This window comes from Aureibaculum flavum (assembly GCF_016406085.1).
GTDB lineage: Bacteria > Bacteroidota > Bacteroidia > Flavobacteriales > Flavobacteriaceae > Aureibaculum > Aureibaculum flavum.
Genome location: NZ_JAEHFJ010000005.1, coordinates 171,061 through 188,781, shown reverse-complemented (window position 1 = coordinate 188,781; position 17,721 = coordinate 171,061). Strand labels below are relative to the sequence as shown.

At 30.8% G+C, this 17,721-nt stretch carries 16 protein-coding genes and 1 pseudogene; 10 read left to right on the top strand and 7 right to left on the bottom strand.

Annotated elements, in window-relative coordinates; translation table 11 throughout:
* Window positions 1–2: 2 nt before the first annotated feature.
* From argC to JBL43_RS11700, 3 genes are read right to left on the bottom strand one after another with little or no spacing between them, the layout of a single operon-like run.
* Window positions 3–980, bottom strand: a complete 978-nt coding sequence (gene argC / locus JBL43_RS11710; RefSeq protein ID WP_198841620.1) for an N-acetyl-gamma-glutamyl-phosphate reductase — start codon at window positions 978–980, stop codon at window positions 3–5.
* Window positions 977–2,164 (bottom strand): argininosuccinate synthase, encoded by a 1,188-nt coding sequence (locus tag JBL43_RS11705; RefSeq protein WP_198841619.1) that lies wholly within the window; start codon window positions 2,162–2,164, stop codon window positions 977–979. Before JBL43_RS11705 ends, argC begins: the two co-directional genes overlap by 4 nt.
* A complete protein-coding gene (locus JBL43_RS11700; RefSeq protein WP_198841618.1) occupies window positions 2,161–2,790 on the bottom strand; it encodes a GNAT family N-acetyltransferase in 630 nt (209 codons plus the stop codon). Before JBL43_RS11700 ends, JBL43_RS11705 begins: the two co-directional genes overlap by 4 nt.
* Before the next feature lie 446 nt (window positions 2,791–3,236).
* On the opposite strand from JBL43_RS11700, the gene JBL43_RS11695 reads away from it, so the two are divergent.
* The 3 genes from JBL43_RS11695 (at window position 3,237) to JBL43_RS11685 (ending at window position 7,439) form a co-directional block, all read left to right on the top strand.
* Window positions 3,237–4,655 carry a lytic transglycosylase domain-containing protein gene (locus tag JBL43_RS11695; protein ID WP_198841617.1) on the top strand — a complete coding sequence of 473 codons (1,419 nt, stop codon included), beginning with the start codon at window positions 3,237–3,239 and terminating at the stop codon, window positions 4,653–4,655.
* 189 nt (window positions 4,656–4,844) lie between these two features.
* Window positions 4,845–6,383 (top strand): lytic transglycosylase domain-containing protein, encoded by a 1,539-nt coding sequence (locus tag JBL43_RS11690; RefSeq protein ID WP_233098766.1) that lies wholly within the window; start codon window positions 4,845–4,847, stop codon window positions 6,381–6,383.
* A 90-nt stretch (window positions 6,384–6,473) separates the two neighbouring features.
* The gene (locus JBL43_RS11685) at window positions 6,474–7,439 is read left to right on the top strand and encodes a DUF4837 family protein (RefSeq protein ID WP_198841616.1); all 966 of its coding nucleotides are present in this window, start codon (window positions 6,474–6,476) and stop codon (window positions 7,437–7,439) included.
* Here JBL43_RS11685 and JBL43_RS11680 read toward each other — a convergent pair.
* On the bottom strand, window positions 7,428–8,432 hold the full coding sequence (locus tag JBL43_RS11680) for an FAD:protein FMN transferase (RefSeq protein ID WP_198841615.1): 1,005 nt from the start codon (window positions 8,430–8,432) through the stop codon (window positions 7,428–7,430). The genes JBL43_RS11685 and JBL43_RS11680 overlap by 12 nt on opposite strands.
* Before the next feature lie 148 nt (window positions 8,433–8,580).
* Between JBL43_RS11680 and JBL43_RS11675 the strand changes: the two genes are divergently transcribed.
* Window positions 8,581–9,447, top strand: coding sequence for an OmpA/MotB family protein (locus tag JBL43_RS11675; protein ID WP_138951068.1), 867 nt, complete (start codon window positions 8,581–8,583; stop codon window positions 9,445–9,447).
* A gap of 162 nt (window positions 9,448–9,609) precedes the next feature.
* On the opposite strand, the gene JBL43_RS11670 is transcribed toward JBL43_RS11675, so the two are convergent.
* Window positions 9,610–9,975 carry a DUF8840 domain-containing protein gene (locus JBL43_RS11670; protein ID WP_198841614.1) on the bottom strand — a complete coding sequence of 122 codons (366 nt, stop codon included), beginning with the start codon at window positions 9,973–9,975 and terminating at the stop codon, window positions 9,610–9,612.
* A 233-nt stretch (window positions 9,976–10,208) separates the two neighbouring features.
* Between JBL43_RS11670 and JBL43_RS11665 the strand changes: the two genes are divergently transcribed.
* The 3 genes and pseudogenes from JBL43_RS11665 to JBL43_RS20440 all read left to right on the top strand — a co-directional run.
* On the top strand, window positions 10,209–11,054 hold the full coding sequence (locus JBL43_RS11665; protein ID WP_198841613.1) for an energy transducer TonB: 846 nt from the start codon (window positions 10,209–10,211) through the stop codon (window positions 11,052–11,054).
* 45 nt (window positions 11,055–11,099) lie between these two features.
* Entirely contained in the window at window positions 11,100–11,315 is a 216-nt protein-coding gene (locus JBL43_RS11660) for a hypothetical protein (RefSeq protein WP_198841612.1), read from the top strand.
* 13 nt (window positions 11,316–11,328) lie between these two features.
* Window positions 11,329–12,045: pseudogene (locus JBL43_RS20440) on the top strand (acyltransferase family protein); the annotation flags it as partial.
* A gap of 689 nt (window positions 12,046–12,734) precedes the next feature.
* Here JBL43_RS20440 and JBL43_RS11650 read toward each other — a convergent pair.
* Entirely contained in the window at window positions 12,735–13,460 is a 726-nt protein-coding gene (locus JBL43_RS11650; RefSeq protein ID WP_198841611.1) for a flavodoxin family protein, read from the bottom strand.
* A gap of 378 nt (window positions 13,461–13,838) precedes the next feature.
* On the opposite strand from JBL43_RS11650, the gene JBL43_RS11645 reads away from it, so the two are divergent.
* From JBL43_RS11645 to JBL43_RS11635, 3 genes are all read left to right on the top strand, one after another.
* Window positions 13,839–14,501, top strand: a complete 663-nt coding sequence (locus JBL43_RS11645) for a TonB-dependent receptor plug domain-containing protein (RefSeq protein WP_198841610.1) — start codon at window positions 13,839–13,841, stop codon at window positions 14,499–14,501.
* Between the two features lie 20 nt (window positions 14,502–14,521).
* Window positions 14,522–15,514 carry a Gfo/Idh/MocA family protein gene (locus tag JBL43_RS11640; RefSeq protein ID WP_198841609.1) on the top strand — a complete coding sequence of 331 codons (993 nt, stop codon included), beginning with the start codon at window positions 14,522–14,524 and terminating at the stop codon, window positions 15,512–15,514.
* Between the two features lie 80 nt (window positions 15,515–15,594).
* Complete coding sequence (locus JBL43_RS11635; RefSeq protein WP_198841608.1) at window positions 15,595–16,230, top strand: hypothetical protein; 636 nt, start codon at window positions 15,595–15,597, stop codon at window positions 16,228–16,230.
* A gap of 179 nt (window positions 16,231–16,409) precedes the next feature.
* Here the strand turns inward: JBL43_RS11635 and nqrF are convergent, their stop codons facing one another.
* Complete coding sequence (gene nqrF / locus JBL43_RS11630; protein ID WP_198841607.1) at window positions 16,410–17,720, bottom strand: NADH:ubiquinone reductase (Na(+)-transporting) subunit F; 1,311 nt, start codon at window positions 17,718–17,720, stop codon at window positions 16,410–16,412.
* Between the last annotated feature and the right edge of the window lies 1 nt (window position 17,721).

The window sequence follows — 17,721 nt, the reverse complement described above, 5'->3', positions numbered from 1 at the left end:
TATTAGAAGTAAGTTGCTTTTAAATTCAAACCCTCACTTTCTTCAAATCCAAACATTAAATTCATATTATGAATTGCTTGACCAGAAGCTCCTTTTAGTAAATTATCTGTGATACTGCTGATTAACAATTTATCATTATGCTTATGTAAATGCACTAAACATTTATTTGTGTTTACCACTTGTTTTAAATGTAATTCAACATCACTTAGAAAAGTAAATTTCGCATCCTTGTAAAAATCTAAATATATTTGTTTAGCCTCTTCCAAAGTACCTTCAAATTTTGAATAAGCAGTTGCAAAAATCCCTCTACTGAAATTACCTCTATTCGGCATAAAGTTTACTTCATTGCTAAATGAAGTTTGCAATTGCGTTAGACTTTGATTTATTTCACCTAAATGTTGATGCGTAAAGGGTTTGTAATACGAAAAATTATTATCACGCCAAGTATAATGGGTAGTTTTAGATAATGATGTACCTGCACCTGTAGCCCCAGTTACCGCATTTACATGAATATCACTATGTAACAAATCATGTTTTGCTAGTGGCAATAACGCCAACTGAATAGTCGTAGCAAAACATCCTGGATTTGCAATATAATTCGCTGTTTTAATAGCTTCTAAATTAAGTTCCGGAAGGCCATAAACAAATTCCTTGCCTTGAAAAATACGATCATTCAGTAACCTAAAGTCATTACTTAAATCGATAATTTTTGTAGCACTAGAAAAGTGATTATTTTCTAAGAACGTTTTGGAATTTCCATGACCTAAACAAAGAAAAAGTACATCAACCTCAGTATTAATTTTATCAGAAAATTTTTGATCTATTTCACCAATAAGGTCTTGATGAATATCACTAATTTTATTGCCTGCATTTGAAGTACTGTAAACAAAATTAATATTAACTTCTCTATGATGAATAAGTAATCTAATTAATTCGCCTGCTGTATACCCTGCCCCACCAATAATTCCAACCTGTATCATTCGTTGTTATTTACTTGATTAAAAATCTTATTTTGATTGGATAGAATCTTAATAAATCCTTTTGCATCATCCGCAGTCCAGCCTTCATTCATTTCTCCATATGCGGCAACTTTAGAATTCATCAAATCGTGACGCGACTGAACTCCATCAAGGCTAAACCTATATGGATTTAAGGTAACGATAACATCTCCATTTACATTTGCCTGAGAATCTTCCAAAAAGGCTTCAATATTTCGCATTACAGCATCTAAAAACTGCCCTTCATGCAACATTGTACCATACCAATTTGACAAATACTCTTTATGATGTTGTTGCCATTTTGTCAACACATGTTTTTCTAATAAGTGATGTGCCTTAATAATAATAAGTGGTGCTGCAGCTTCAAAACCAACTCTACCTTTTATTCCAATAATTGTATCACCAACATGAGTATCACGGCCAATGGCATATTTAGAGGCTAATTCATTAAGAATTCTAATATTTTCTATTGGACTATTTTTTACATAATCAATGGCTACCAATTCTCCTTTATCAAAACTCAACTTCACTTTTTCAGAACCTTCTTTTTCTAACTGGCTTGGGTACGCCGATTCTGGTAACGGTTCATTTGAGGTTAGTGTTTCTTTACCTCCAACACTAGTACCCCATAACCCTTTATTAATAGAATATTGAGCTTTTGCCCATGACATTTCAACACCATGCCCTTTTAAAAACTCTATTTCATCCATTCTTGAGAGCTTTAAGTCTCTAATGGGTGTTATAATTTCTATTTCAGGAGCTAGTATTTGAAATATCATATCAAATCGAATTTGATCATTCCCTGCACCAGTGCTACCATGAGCAATAAATTTAGCTCCAATATTCTTTGCGTACATTACTATTTCAATCGCTTGAATTATACGTTCTGAACTAACAGATAAAGGATAGGTATTATTCTTTAATACATTACCGAAAATAAGATACTTCACCACCTTTTCATAAAAGGTTGAAATTGCATTAATATTTTTATAAGATGTAACGCCTAAAGCATATGCTTTTTTTTCAATATCATTGATTTCTTCATCTGTAAACCCACCTGTATTTACACTTACAGCATGAACTTCGTAACCTTTTTCAGCAGACAAATATTTTGCACAATAAGATGTATCTAATCCGCCACTATATGCTAAAACTAATTTATTCATTTGTTTTTATTTTTTAAGAATACTGTTTCTTTAATGTTTTTTAATCTTTGTAAAACTCTTTTATTATAAGGGTGATTCTGTTCACTTTCCTCTTTTACTTTTTTATCATTGGGATCATAAAGCATCCCTGTACATAAGCACATTTTTCGTTCTGTACGCGTTAATATATCGTAATTTTTACACGTTTGACAACCTTTCCAAAAAGCATCATCAGTTGTTAACTCAGAAAAAGTAACGGGTTTATACCCTAATTCATAGTTAATCTTCAATACGGCTAAACCGGTAGTTATGCCAAACATTTTAGCATCTGGGAATTTCTTTTTCGAATAATCAAAAATTACTTTTTTGATTTTTTTTGCTAAACCTAAGCTTCTGTAATCAGGATGCACAATCAGACCTGAATTAGCTACAAATTTACCATGATCCCAAGCTTCGATATAACAAAACCCTGCAAACTTATCACCATCTAAGGCAATTACAGCATTCTGATTTTCAAGTTTAGTCATGATATACTCTGGAGTACGCTTAGCTATTCCAGTCCCTCGGACTTTTGCTGATTCCGCAATGGTATCGCAAATAATGGCAGCATACTTATTATGCTTTTTTGTAGCAATAACAATATCCATACTATGATAATAGATTAATTAAAATGTGTTTGTAAAATTGTGTGTTTGAAAAAAGAACCGGACTCACCTAAGTTCATTAAAATATAAGATACCCTTACGGGCGACGAATCCCAGATGGGCGACTAAAATATGTAGAAACTATATGTATTTGTAACACTTTCACATAGCAATATTACAACTTTTTATTAAAGGCATAAAAAATTTTATATTATTTATTTTAGAATTGCATATTATTTTGACTTAAACAATTTAACGACCATCTAATTACATTTTTGTTAATCAAAACAAAGATTAACTAACTATTTTTCAATGTGCTCGAAAGTTATTTACGCAACATCTTCTATTACTGATTATTACATCTAAAGTTTTTAGCATTAATTAACAATTTTGCTATTACCCTGTGATGCTTTGCTACTTTTGATTTGTTACAAAACCTATCAACCTCAATGAAGAAGCTTTTCACTTTTATTTTATTCTGTAATTTTTTAATCGCTGTTGCTCAGAACGCCTTGGTAGATAGTTATGAATATGAAACGAACCCGACTGAGGTGAATGTTGCTTATACTATTTCTCACAACACTACTGATACTAAAATAAAACCGAGCAAGGTTGAGAATTTCACCAGCATGATATTAAAGGACAGGTTGGCAATTCTAAATGACAAAACTCCTTTTGACGTTCCTTATAACGCCACTGTAGAACGCTTTATTCGCTTATATATAAAGGATAAAAAAGAGGCCATTTCTAATTTAATGGACAGAGCAGAATATTACTTTCCCATTTTTGAAGAATATTTAGACAAATATGATATCCCCCTTGAGATTAAATACCTTGCTGTAGTAGAATCTGCTTTACTACCAACAGCAACATCACATGCAGGTGCAAAAGGTATTTGGCAATTTATGTATCATACAGGTAAAGAATATGGTTTAGATGTAACTTCATATATTGATGAACGCACTGACCCAATAAAAGCTACTGAAGCAGCTTGCAAGTATTTAAAAAAATTGCACGACACTTTTAATGACTGGGACTTAGCTTTGGCAGCTTATAATTCTGGACCAGGTAATGTAAACAAAGCTATTAGACGTTCTGGAGGTAAAAGAAATTATTGGAATATTAGACAATACTTACCACAAGAAACAAGTAGTTATGTTCCGGCTTTTTATGCCATGTTTTATCTTTTTGAATATGGCGAAGCACATCAAATTTATCCCAACAATATTGAAATTGATTATTTCGATACAGACACGTTACATATTAATCAAAGGCTAAGTTTTTTAGAAATTGAAAAAAGGACAGGAGTACCCAATAAATTCTTAACTTCTTTAAACCCTCAATATAAGTTAGAGATTATTCCGTTCAACAAAAACAAAATCCAAGTATTAACATTACCAAAGCGTGCCATTGCAAAATTTTTAAGTAAAAGCCACGAGGAATATAACACCTTGAATAATAAAGAAAAACCACATCATATTATTCCAAATGCTGAAAATAGCTATGTTGTAGAACAGCTAGACAACTTACCTAAAATTGCGAGAAAATTTGGAATAACATTAGAACAACTAAAAGAATGGAATGGTTTACAAACAAACTTTCTCATTGAAGGACAACGTTTGGTGATTACAAACAAGAAAAACGAAATTGCTATAAAAGCATCTACCGAACCTGTTAAAACTAATGAAGTATCTGTAAAACCCGATGTTTTTAAAGTATACACCGTAAAAAAGGGCGACTCCCTTTTTATAATTTCAAGAAAATTTCAAAATGTTTCCATAAATCAACTTCGTAATTGGAACAATATTTGGGGTGTACCTCATATTAAACCTGGTACTGAACTAAAAGTTTTAACAAGCACTGAATAATTTGTAGAGGTATTTTACGTTATGCTAACAGTTTAATATCACAAACTAATTTCAAACACCTGCTTATCAGGTGACTAAGTTTTATTTTGAATAGGAATTGGGTTTGTAGGATTGACTTAAAAATAATTTTTCTATTTTTGTTTTCTTCTAACCCTAATTTACAGCTGTCAATATTTCTAAATATTTAACATGATGAGATTCGTTTATATAGTCATTTTATTATTATCACCTAGTCTTTTGTTTGCTCAAAAAATAGGCAATGAACTTAAAGATAATACTACTACAAAGGCATTGAAAATAAATGGAGATAGCCTAAAAGTAACCCCTCCTGAATTAATTGATCATAGTGATGCTAATTTAATTGATAGTTTATGGGTTGCTCGTTTAAGAGCATCATCGTTAGATAATGACTTTCAATATGTAGATCCTGATGAAGAGATTTCTGATACATTAAATAGTGGACTAAGTACTGAACTTTTAAAAGAGAGGTTGGCTCACCTGAATAGTACAACTCCATTTAATGTTGAGTATAATTCCTCTCTAGAACGATTAATAAAACATTATTTAAAAACGCGTAAAAAATCACTTGGTATTTTAATGGGAAGGGCAGAATACTACTTTCCTATGTTTGAAGAACACCTAGACAAATACAATATTCCTTTAGAAATTAAATATTTAGCAATTGTAGAATCAGCATTAAGACCAACAGCTAGATCTAGAGTGGGAGCATCTGGTTTATGGCAGTTTATGTATTATACTGGCAAGCAATTTGATTTAGAAGTAAATTCTTATGTAGACGAAAGACATGACCCAATTAGGGCTACGGAAGCAGCCTGTAAGTTTTTATCCCAATTATATAATACATTTAACGATTGGGATCTTGCATTAGCCGCATACAACTCTGGCCCTGGAAACGTTTCAAAAGCTATAAGACGCTCTGGTGGTAGCCGAAATTATTGGAATATTAGACACAATTTACCTCGTGAAACTGCTGGTTATTTACCGGCATTTTATGCGACATTATATCTAATGGAATATGCCGATGAACACAGCATTAGGCCTCAAAAATTTATTACTAAAAGATTTGAAACCGATACTATTGTTGTCAAACATCAAATTACATTTGACGAAATTAACAAGGTTTTAAATACGGATAATGAGCTGTTAGAACATTTAAATCCGCAATACAAGTTAAAAATAATTCCTTTTGTAAAAGAAAAGAAATACACGTTACGTTTACCGATTAATTTGATTGGAAAATTTGTTTCTAATGAGGAGCAAATCTATGCCTATGCCAAAGAAGATCTTGCTAAACGCGAAAAACAGTTACCAAAATTTCAAACGGCTTCTGATAAAATCAGATATCGAGTTAGAAATGGTGATTATTTAGGTAAAATAGCCAAACGTTATGGTGTTGGAGTATCTCAAATAAAAAGATGGAATGGTTTACGTTCAAATAATCTAAAAATTGGACAACGATTAACTATTTATCCTAAAAATTATAAAACTACTGCTACTAAAAGCACAACAACTATTACTAAAAAAACAACTCCACAACCTACTCCAACAGGCAAGTATACTACCTATACAGTTAAAAAAGGAGATTCATTATGGATCATATCAAAAAAATTTCCACAAGTTTCTGTTGAACAAATCAAAAATTGGAACAATATTTGGAGCGTTAAAAGTTTAAAACCAGGTACAAAACTTAAAATTTACAAAAGTTAAATTCATTGATATTAGTTTGACATAGTATAACCGCAAAGTAGTATCTTGGTTAAAGGAATTAACATCTAACATTAAAACCAATACGACCCCATGAAAAACCTATTAGCAGTAGCTTTATTTAGCGTTTTTTTTATTTCTTGTAATTCAAAAAACACCAAAATTACTTTAAAAGAATCTTACAGTAGAATAAATCACTTAACGATTGTCATTGAAAATAACCTTTGGAAAGGTCAAATTGGTGATTCACTGAGAGATATAATTGCATCCCCCGTTTTAGGTCTTCCGCAAGAGGAAACTCAATTTACAGTAAATCAAGTGAGTCCAACAGCTTTTTCAAATTTATTCCAAACCAATAGAAACATATTATTTGTTGGTATAAGTGAAAAAGAAGGATATTTTTTAAAGAAAGATGTTTATGCCGCACCACAGTTAACTATGACTATCTTTGGGAAAGATGAAAACGATTTGAATGAATTAATTCAATCTCATAAAGAAGACATTATTTCCGTTTTTAAAGATTCTGATTTAAAGAATTTTCAAAGAGAAAATATTCAAAATTACTACGAAACAAAAGAGATTAAAACATTAAGTAAACTAGGAGTATCAATAAAAATTCCACGGAATTTTGCCATTGTTGATGATACTCTTGATTTTTTATGGCTTAGACAAGATATTACAAAAGGTAGTTTAAATATTATTGCTTACACCCTTCCTTTATCAGAAAAAGATAGTATCCCAAATAATATAGTAAAAGCAAGAGACATCATTGGCAAAAACCATATTCCAGGACCTGCAGACGGCTCATATATGGTTACAGAAGCTGCTTACACTCCATTTACGAAAGAAGTTGTTTTTGATGACAAACCTGCTTTTGAAACAAGAGGTACTTGGGAGGCACAAGGCGATTTTATGGCGGGTCCGTTTTTAAATTACACTATAATGGATAAAGAAAATAACAGACTATTAGTGGTTGAGGGTTTTACTTATGCTCCTTCAATCAATAAACGTGATTTTATGTTTGAACTTGAGGCTATTATAAAAACCTTAAAAATTTGAGGTAGCAAAAGTTTTTACGGCTCCAGAATCGTCACTATAGATAATAAAACCTTTGAATTGTTTTTTACTTTCTAAGAAGTTTTGAGCTTTGTTTAGCGACATTGCCATTACGGCAGTTGCATAAGCATCTACGTCTGCACAATCATTTTCAGCAATGATAGAAACACTTAATAGATCACTTTGTGCTGGGTAACCGGTTTTAGAATTAATGATATGTGCATATTTTCTTCCAGTGATTGAGTCAATTTTAAATTTTCTATAGTTACCTGAGGTGGCCATTGATTGATTATTCAATTCAATAATCTTTTCAAAAGAACGGGTACCATCATAATTGGGATGCTCTATACCTACCTTCCAAAATGCATTTTTACTTTTATTCATACCTTTAGATCTTAACTCACCACCAATTTCTACCAAATAATTAGATATGTTTTTCATTTCTAAAAACCTACCGGCTACGTCAACCGCGTAACCTTTAGCAATAGCATTAAAATCAAAATACATACTATCATTATCCTTAACTACTTTACCTTTTAGAAGCTTCACTTTATTAAAACCAACCAAACTCAATAAATGCTTTATCTTAATTGAATCCAACCCTTTTGTAGATTTCTCAGGTCCAAAACCCCAGGCATTAACAAGTATTCCAATTGTAGGATCAAATACACCATCAGTGTCTTTATAAATAGCGGATGACTTTTTAAAAACTTCGGTAAAAAAGTGATCTACAATAATAGTACTATCACCACTATTTATTTTAGAGATATCAGAATTCGAAATATAAGTAGATAATGAAGTATTTACTAAAGAGAATAAACTATCGATAGATTTAGAATAATCATTTTGGTCCGCATTAAAATAAGTGATATGAAAAGAAGTTCCGAAAGCTGACCCTTCCAATTTTACAGGTTTTTCATGTTTTAAATTGTTGCATGAACCTAAAATAACAACTACAATAAAAAAAAGAGTAAATCTCTTGTACAATGCACTCATATTGAATAAAATTTCATATTTTTATACTATTGCAAAGGTAAAGATTAATTTTTCAGAATTACTTTGTTAAATTCTTATTAAATATTCTTTGCTCAAATAAATTTTTAATAACTTCGCTTACTAATTAAACAAAAACAACTATTAAATCATGAAAAAAATACTTTTTCTTTCTCTATCATGTGCAATTTTATTATCATCTTGTGTTTCTCAAAAGAAATATGACGATTTATTAAGCCAGTACGATACCGCAAAAACTGAATTAACTGACGCTAAGGCTAAAGTCTTAGATTGTCAAGTTGAAAAAGACAAGTTTGCAGGTATGGTTGCTAACTTAGAGGCACAAAATAAATTTTTAACAGAAAATCATGCACAATCAATAAGACAAATTGAAAACTTGACTACGTTATCACAATCAGCATCTGGTAACATTAAAGATATTGTTGCTCAATTGAGTGAAAAAGACAAATACATTAATGGTATCCGTGGTGCTATGTCTAGAAAAGATTCAATAAACTTGACGTTAGCAGTACACTTAAAAAGTGCCCTAGCAGATGGTATTCAAGACGAAGATATTATCGTAAATGTTGAAAAAACGGTAGTTTACGTTGAGATTAACGATAAATTATTATTTAGAAGTGGTAGTTCTACTATTTCTAGTAAAGCAAAAAATATTTTAGATAAGGTAGCTACTGTAATTGCTGGTAGACCAGAAATGGAAGTAATGGTTGAAGGTTACACTGACAACTTACCAATTAATACAGCTATAACTAAAGATAACTGGGACCTAAGTACACAACGTGCAACTGCTGTGGTAAGAATTCTACAGGATGATTTCAAAATAGATCCTAAAAGATTAATTGCTGCAGGTAGAAGTGAATATTTACCTTTAGCAACAAACAATACTGCAGAAGGAAGATCTAGAAATAGAAGAACAAGAATTGTTATTTTACCAAAATTAGATCAATTCTTTGATATCTTAGAGCAAAAGCCTGATGGCACTCCAAAATCTGAATAAGAATTATAATTCTTAGAAAAAAGGCGATAGTTTTAAAACTATCGCCTTTTTTGTTATAGGACCATCTTTTTTATTAAACACGTCATTTCTAGATACTCCATTCGAATATAAAGCACATAGAAATTTTGATTAAGCAGCAGCTTACACGTTATAAAACAAATATTAATCCAACACCTTAACAAACTCATCAAAGGCCATATAGTATGGCTGATCTTTGAATACCGGCATTTCTACACTTTCTGCATTGGCAATGCCCACACCTGCAAACCAAACCTTTGCATTTTGTTTCATAGCATGCTGCTTAAAGGTTTCCATCCAAATGACATCGTAATCTTGGGCATTTTGTAGGTTAGAAGTCACTTTAACCAACACAAAAATAGTAGGTTCTCCCTTTTTATAAAGCACATATTGAGGATGACTTTTAAGCTTACTATTAATTGCTACAAATTCATAGCCCATTTGTTGCAATTTTTCTCCAACAATATTCATTCCTAAATTATGAAGCTCTTGTTCCGTAAGTGGTACCATTTAGTTTAATTTAATTAGAGTATAAATTTACAAAATATAATAATTTAGTTGGTTCCATAAAACAATAGATACTTCTAACAAACCATGTAATAAAACATATTGTAATCTTACAAATAGCATTTATATCGTTAATAAGTAATAAAAACTACAAAAGAAATGGTATGCAATTCTTATTACCTTTAAAGGCAAACAAATAGCACCATTATTTAGTTTGTTTTTAAACAATTATTGCCATGAAAAAAAACCTGCTTTTTATCCTTTGTGTTTTAACTTTTAGTTCTGTTTTTTCCCAAAAAACAGTTAAAGTAACTAGCTCGAGAGATGAAAAAATTGAGACCTATTACGTGCTTGATACCAATCGCAAAATGAAGCATGGAAAATACTTACTAACCTGGGATGCAAACCTATATAAATCTATCATTGAAGAGGGAAATTATGATAATGATAATAAAGATGGGATTTGGAAAGCATACTACCCTTTTGAAGGTAAGTATGATAAAAACGATACGAGAGTCCATTATCTTACAACTTATAAAGACAACAAAAAGAATGGTCTTTTTGTCGAATTTGGCTATGGAAAAGACACAATAGAAGTTGGTGAATTTTTAGCAAATAAAAGATCTGGAATCTGGAGAAAGTATAAAAACGGAAAATTAGTAGGTAAATATAACTTCGATACTAATGATAATTTAGCTGATAAAATTGAAATTAAAAAACAAGGTTCTTATAAACTTCCTACATTAATAAAAGACGACTTAAATTTATATCTTATTAATAATTTTCATCCCATAAATCATAAAAAAGTAAAAAGGTTATTTGGAATTGTAGATGTTACTATGACTATAGATAAAAACGGAAGTGTTGAAAATGTAATTGTAAAGGGTGCGGAATATCCTGAATTGGAAAAGGAATTTATTTCAGTTTTAAAATCAACGTACGGATTATGGAATCCAGCACTAAAAAATGCAGAACAAGTAACAGTTGATATCGCTATACCCATCAAATTTTTGATTGAATGGAAAAAAAAGGGACATAGAGTAGGTGTTCAGTGTGGAACCTTGGAAATTATTGAGCAATAATTATTATATGTATAGATGGCTATGTATTAAACAATTACTCAATTAATGACACTAAGAGTTAAAGGAAATTTTACAAAAGACACCGCAACGATGCTTAAAGGGTTATTAGCCGTTGGAATTGTTTTACATCATTTATCTGAAAAAACAAATGTTATATTCATAATTGATTATTTTAAATATTTAGGCAGTGCAATTGTATCAATTTTCTTTTTCATATCAGGTTATGGATTATTAAATTCTTTATTAACAAAAAAAAAGTAACTATCTAAATACTTTCCTTAAAAAAAGGTTTACTATAGTACTTACACCATTCTTATTAGCAATATTTACGTTTCAAACTTGTGCATATATAGATAATCAATCCAATAATTTTAATTTAATTTTTAAAAATCTGATTACTGGAAACACCGATTCTCTCTTACCTTTTTCTTGGTACATATTTACTATTATATTTTTTTATTATATATTTTATATTGTTTTTAAAACTAAGCAGGGTGCATTACTTTATGGCATTTTTATAATATTATTTTTGTCCATTATCTACGTAATGGTATTAAAATATTTTAATTATGGAGACTGGTGGTATCTATCAACCTTCGGATTTACTACTGGTTTTTTTATTAAGTATTTCGAAAATCTAATAGATAAAAAGATTCTAAACTCTAAATATACACTTCTAATAGTTGTAATCATTATACTATTAATTCCAATTTTGGGAGTTTACAGTTACGTGTCAATGTGCCTTTATCCAATAGCTACCTTCTTATTTCTTAAACAATTTTATTTCCCAAGAAATAAATCACTACTATTTCTGGGTAAAATATCTTATGAAATTTACTTAATACAAGGTATTTCAATTTTCTTTTTAAGAGGTAATCACATTTTCATTACAAATGATTATTTATATATTACATTAACAATTATTATAACAATCCCATTAGCAATAATATTAAACTTGTTTTCTAACATAATTATTAAGAAGTTAGTCTGAGCTTTGCAAGGATAAAACTTATTTTTAAATAGTGAAAATATAAAAAATGATGATTTTATCCCAAATACATATATATTCTAAAAAAAAGCGTTTTTAATCTAGTTGACTACCAATTTATAGACTTAAAAATCAATGCACCTAAAACGATACAATTAGACTCATACTTGTTCCTAATCAAAATGAAATACCTGAGCTACACGTTCAATTATTAAAAAGCTAGAATAGTCGTATCGTAGTATTATCTTGAATAATAGAAATCCTGTTTCATGTAAAAAATAGATAATCGCTAAGAAAAAAAGAAAGCGAAAACATTTGAAAACAAGCAACAGTTTGTTACCCTAATCTCTTTACTTTTTTAGGTTTATAATATTTAAACCCTTTTTTCATTGAAGCATTGCCAAATCATTAACATGTGCATGGTTAATCGTATTGATTGTAGACAATTCTGTACATGCAATAGTTACAAGATAAATTGAATACTACGGAATCATTTCATTGTAAATGATAACTTCTTGCGAAGTTTCTGTATTAGCATATCCCTTTTTCCTTAAATCATCCAAAAGAAATTATCTCCTTTATCTTTAATTTCATTATTGATTTGTCTGTAATATAAGACGATATATAAGAATTATTATTTGTAAACTTTATTCCGAATAACTTCAAACTAAAAATATTCATACATCAGGAATTTATCTGTATTCCGGATTTTCAAAAGCCCAATGTGTACCATCGTCCCATTTTTCTCTAGAATTTCCATAATTGGAATAACCATTATTCTCTTTTAGCATTTTTGCCAAATGCAATAAGTTATACGTCATAAATGTAGTATTTCTATTGGTAAAATCAGAATCAAAACCAACTGGAATATTTAATTTTTCGTCTTTCCATTCTGTATCACCATAACTTGGTCCAGGGCCAACCTTACCAATCCAACCAGAATCTGCTTGCGGTGGTATGGAGTAACCAACATGCTGTAATGCATATAAAATACCCATTGCACAATGTTTAACACCATCTTCATTACCCGTTATCATACAGCCTCCAACTTTACCATAAAAAATATATTGCCCTTTATCATTCGTTTTAGAACTCATAGCATACAAACGTTCAATAAGTTTTTGAGCTTCCGAGGACTTCTCACCTAACCAAATTGGTGTTCCCACAATTAATACGTCTGCGGCCATAATCTTTTCAAAGATTTCTGGCCAATCATCTTTATCGTAACCATGCTCTTTCATGTCTGGATAGATTCCCACGGCAACCTCTTCATCTATCAACCTAATGGTTTCATAAGCTACATTTTCTTTTTCTAAGATATTTTGCGAAACCTTCATCAAGGTTTCAGTATGGCTTTTTTGGGGTGATTTTTTTAATGAACAATTAATGTAAATAACGGAAAGATTTGAAAAATTCATATTGATAGATTTAAATTAAGGCGAAACTTATCCTTTTAGGTATGTAATAACCATTTTGATAGGATATTTAAAACTACGCACAAATATTGCTTTATCTGTGCTCAAGAACAATTAATGTTAACCCATTTGAATAAATTCAGTTTTTTAAAGCTTATATAATTAAAATTAATTGACATCACCTCTAATTCCTTATAACTTGTAGTACTTGAACTAAAACGGATCTTATCCTAGATTTTTTAGTCCAAAAAAGAATTGAATTATAAATTATTCTACTTAATTAAAACTAAACTAAGTGGACCTTTACAAAACAAATTATAAGTTTTATCTTCGTGTATTACTAAGTTGCTAAATGCAATTTTTTATTAAATTAATAAACGTATGTATAGAGTTGTATTATTTCTGATCTTTTTATTTAATTCATCCACAATATGCTTCAGTCAAAGCAAAACTGTTCATGGTAACGTTTATGCTTTTAAAGATTTAGCACTTCAAAATATAAAAGTAGTTTCTAAAAAATCAAAACTATCTGTATTAACGGACTCTCTAGGTAATTATACTATTAATTGTAAATCCAAAGATAGATTAATCTTTTTAGGAGCTGGATTTGAAAAAGTGATAAAAAGAGTTAATAATAAAGATACCATTAATATAAAAATGGTCTTAAAAGAGGATGATAAATCAATTTCCGAAGCTAAAGAATTTGGTCATGTATCTGAATCAAACCTTTCGTATTCATTGGCAAATTACGCTGAATACAACAATGATTTCTCTAATTACCCAGATATTTTTGCTATGCTACAAGGAAAATTTCCAGGTATACAAATAATCAATAGTCCACTTGGTAGAAAAATACAAATTAGAGGTAAAAACTCAATAACTGGAAGTTCAGATGCTCTTTATGTAATTGATGGCGTTATTAGTCAAAGTATAGAAAACATAGAGCCTTTTAATGTTAAAACGATAAAAATTTTAAAAAATGCGGCTATTTATGGTGCACGCGGGGGTAGTGGTGCCATAGTAATTACAACTAGAATTAAATAAAAACAAATTAATAATATTGAATGTTAAATTACACTAAACCCATCAGATGGGGCATTATAGGTTGTGGAGATGTAACAGAATATAAAAGTGGACCAGCCTATCAACAAACTGAAGGGTTTACTATTTCAGCAGTAATGCGGCGTAATGCTAAAAAAGCAAAAGATTATGCTTCGCGTCACAAAATAGATAAATATTACGTAGATGCTGACGAATTGATTAATGATCCAAATGTGGATGCCGTTTATATTGCCACTCCACCGGACACGCATAAATTGTATGGATTAAAAGTTGCAATGGCAGGTAAACCGTGTTGTATTGAAAAACCATTGGCCCCTACATACAAAGATAGCTTAGCCATTTATGAAGCATTTAAGGCCGCGAAAACACCTTTATTTGTAGCTTATTATAGACGTTGCCTTCCTCGCTTTACAAAAATCAAAAAATTGTTAGATAAGAATACGATAGGAGACTTAAGACATGTCAGTTGGCAATTAAGTAAGCCTCCGAGCTCCATAGATTTGTCAAAATCAGATAATTGGCGTACGAATCCTGATGTAGCCCCTGGTGGGTATTTTGATGACTTGGCCAGTCATGGACTCGATTTATTTACCTGGCTTTTAGGAAACGTAAAAAAAGTAAACGGAATTAGTTTAAATCAACAAGGGTTGTATAAAGCTAAAGATGCTTTTACAGCGTGCTGGATACATGAAAACAACGTTACTGGCAGTGGATTTTGGAACTTTGGTAGCTCACAGAACGTAGATAAAGTTTCTCTTTTGGGAAGCAAAGGAGAAATTGTTTTCTCCATTTTTAATGAAAACCCAATTGTATTGAACCTAGAGGGTAAAATATCTAAAATTGAAATTAAGCATCCTAAGCACGTACAACTACATCATGTAGAGAGTATGAGGAATCAACTCTTTGACAACATAATGGCCCCGTCTAACGGAGAAACAGCAGTCCATACTAGTTGGATAATGGATCACATCGTGGGGGATCTTCAATCATTCTAAGCCTATACAAATAATTGATAAAAAAAAGAACCCAACAGAGTCCCTTTTAAGTTGATTAAAAATTTAAACATAAAACCATATTGAAATCAAAAAAATTATATCCGAGATTAGTTCAAATACTCCTTTTATTGATATTCATTGTTACCTTAAATAGCTGTGGATCTTGTAATTTTTTATCAAAACAGTACTATTTCACCGATAATGGAGGAATTAGACCCGGAAAAACGAAATTTGATTTGAGTAAAGATATTTACGTTTTAAAAAAAGAGGATTTTATTAAAACGAACGTTGTCTATCAATCATGTGCTAAATGGAATAAAGAGGCACTAAGATATGAAGTCACTAATTGTAGCGACGCTACTACAACTATCTCATTTATTCGTTTCTTTGAGAATGGCAGGGTGTTGATTAATACTATATCAGATGAAAAGATACCATTAGATCAATATAATAATTTAGAAGGTGGTACTGTTGGTTATTATAAAATTGAAGAAAATGAATTAATCCTAGAATACTTTTCAGTCAATATTGGAGGAATGACGTCTGATTGTGGGAAATATTACATAGATAAGTACAAACTAAGTGTTGAAGGTATTCAGCTACAAGAAATCAGAAGATCTGACAATGGGATATTTTATGGATGGAGAAAAGTTGAGCATAGTGTCCCATATATTAAAAAAGGTGTTGAGGGGTTAAAAGGAGATCCAACTTGGTAGGTATATTCCATTTTAATGGTATCAAAATAAAGACAAGAAGCTGGATGAAAATTTAAATTTAGCTGATCAATTAATTTTACAATAAGTTCTACAAACAATAAATATTCTCTTTAAAACAAAAAAACTGAAGGATTATATCCCTTCAGTTTTTTTTATATAATTTATTATTTTATTATTTTTTACCCTCCAAAATCATCGAAGCGTATGTTCTCATCATCCATACCAAAATCTTCACCCATTTTCTGAACCGCATTATTCATTAATGGCGGACCACAGAAATACAATTCTAAATCTTCTGGTGAATCATGCTTAGATAAATATTGATCTATTACAACTTGGTGAATAAAACCAACAAAGCCATCACCTTCGTCATTGACATCCTTTTTAACTTTCCAATTATCTGCTTCAGTTGGATCTGATAACGCAATATAAAATTTAAAATTTGGAAAATCTTTCTCTAAAGCTCTAAAGTAATGTATGTAAAATAATTCCGCCTTAGAACGTCCTCCATACCAAAACGTAACTTTTCGATTTGTTTTTAGAGTTCTAAATAATTGATATAAATGCGAACGCATTGGAGCCATACCAGCACCACCACCTACATATAACATTTCTGCTTCAGACTCATTTATGAAAAACTCACCATAAGGTCCAGAAATGGTTACTTTATCTCCAACTTTTTGATTAAAAATATAAGAAGAAGCTATTCCTGGATTTACATCCATCCAACCACCTTTGGCACGATCAAAAGGAGGCGTTGCAATACGTACATTTAGCATTATTTTTCTTCCTTCTGCAGGATAAGAAGCCATTGAATATGCTCTTTCAATTGTTTCTGTATTCTTCATCACTAAAGGCCAAAGTCCAAACTTTTCCCAATCTGGCTTAAATTTATCTGGTTCACCCGGATGATCTTGTGGATGTGCTTCCACATCCATATCTGAATATTTAACTTCTATTTCAGGAATTTCAATTTGAATATAACCTCCAGCTTTGTAATTCATATCCTCTGGGATTTCAACTACAAATTCCTTAATAAACGTTGCAACATTATAATTTGAAACTACAGTTGCTTCCCATTTTTTAATACCAAACACCTCTTCAGGGATGGTAATAATCATGTCTTGTTTTACCTTAACCTGACAAGAAAGTCTTGCACCTTCTTTTAATTCTTTACGCGAAAAATGCGGCGTTTCGGTCGGCAAAGCTTCTCCACCACCTTCTAACACATGACATTCACATTGAATACATGTTCCACCACCACCACAAGCAGAGGGTAAAAATATTTTTTGACTACCTAATGTAGATAGTAATGAATCTCCAGAAGGAACTTCTATAACTTTTTCACCATTTATGGTAATTTTTACAGGACCAGAAGGAGCTAATTTTTGTTTTACAAATAATAAAAGTGATACCAATAAAAGTGTAATTGCTAAAAACGCAACTACAGTAGCTATGATTACCCCTGATGTACTTACTAATAATAACATA

Excerpts from the sequence above, each read along its gene's own strand:
- argC (WP_198841620.1), bottom strand. The coding sequence starts at position 980 with ATGATACAGGTTGGAATTATTGGTGGGGCAGGGTATACAGCAGGCGAA.
- JBL43_RS11705 (WP_198841619.1), bottom strand. The coding sequence starts at position 2,164 with ATGAATAAATTAGTTTTAGCATATAGTGGCGGATTAGATACATCTTAT.
- JBL43_RS11700 (WP_198841618.1), bottom strand. The coding sequence starts at position 2,790 with ATGGATATTGTTATTGCTACAAAAAAGCATAATAAGTATGCTGCCATT.
- JBL43_RS11695 (WP_198841617.1), top strand. The coding sequence starts at position 3,237 with ATGAAGAAGCTTTTCACTTTTATTTTATTCTGTAATTTTTTAATCGCT.
- JBL43_RS11690 (WP_233098766.1), top strand. The coding sequence starts at position 4,845 with ATGATGAGATTCGTTTATATAGTCATTTTATTATTATCACCTAGTCTT.
- JBL43_RS11685 (WP_198841616.1), top strand. The coding sequence starts at position 6,474 with ATGAAAAACCTATTAGCAGTAGCTTTATTTAGCGTTTTTTTTATTTCT.
- JBL43_RS11680 (WP_198841615.1), bottom strand. The coding sequence starts at position 8,432 with ATGAGTGCATTGTACAAGAGATTTACTCTTTTTTTTATTGTAGTTGTT.
- JBL43_RS11675 (WP_138951068.1), top strand. The coding sequence starts at position 8,581 with ATGAAAAAAATACTTTTTCTTTCTCTATCATGTGCAATTTTATTATCA.
- JBL43_RS11670 (WP_198841614.1), bottom strand. The coding sequence starts at position 9,975 with ATGGTACCACTTACGGAACAAGAGCTTCATAATTTAGGAATGAATATT.
- JBL43_RS11665 (WP_198841613.1), top strand. The coding sequence starts at position 10,209 with ATGAAAAAAAACCTGCTTTTTATCCTTTGTGTTTTAACTTTTAGTTCT.
- JBL43_RS11660 (WP_198841612.1), top strand. The coding sequence starts at position 11,100 with ATGACACTAAGAGTTAAAGGAAATTTTACAAAAGACACCGCAACGATG.
- JBL43_RS11650 (WP_198841611.1), bottom strand. The coding sequence starts at position 13,460 with ATGAATTTTTCAAATCTTTCCGTTATTTACATTAATTGTTCATTAAAA.
- JBL43_RS11645 (WP_198841610.1), top strand. The coding sequence starts at position 13,839 with ATGTATAGAGTTGTATTATTTCTGATCTTTTTATTTAATTCATCCACA.
- JBL43_RS11640 (WP_198841609.1), top strand. The coding sequence starts at position 14,522 with ATGTTAAATTACACTAAACCCATCAGATGGGGCATTATAGGTTGTGGA.
- nqrF (WP_198841607.1), bottom strand. The coding sequence starts at position 17,720 with ATGTTATTATTAGTAAGTACATCAGGGGTAATCATAGCTACTGTAGTT.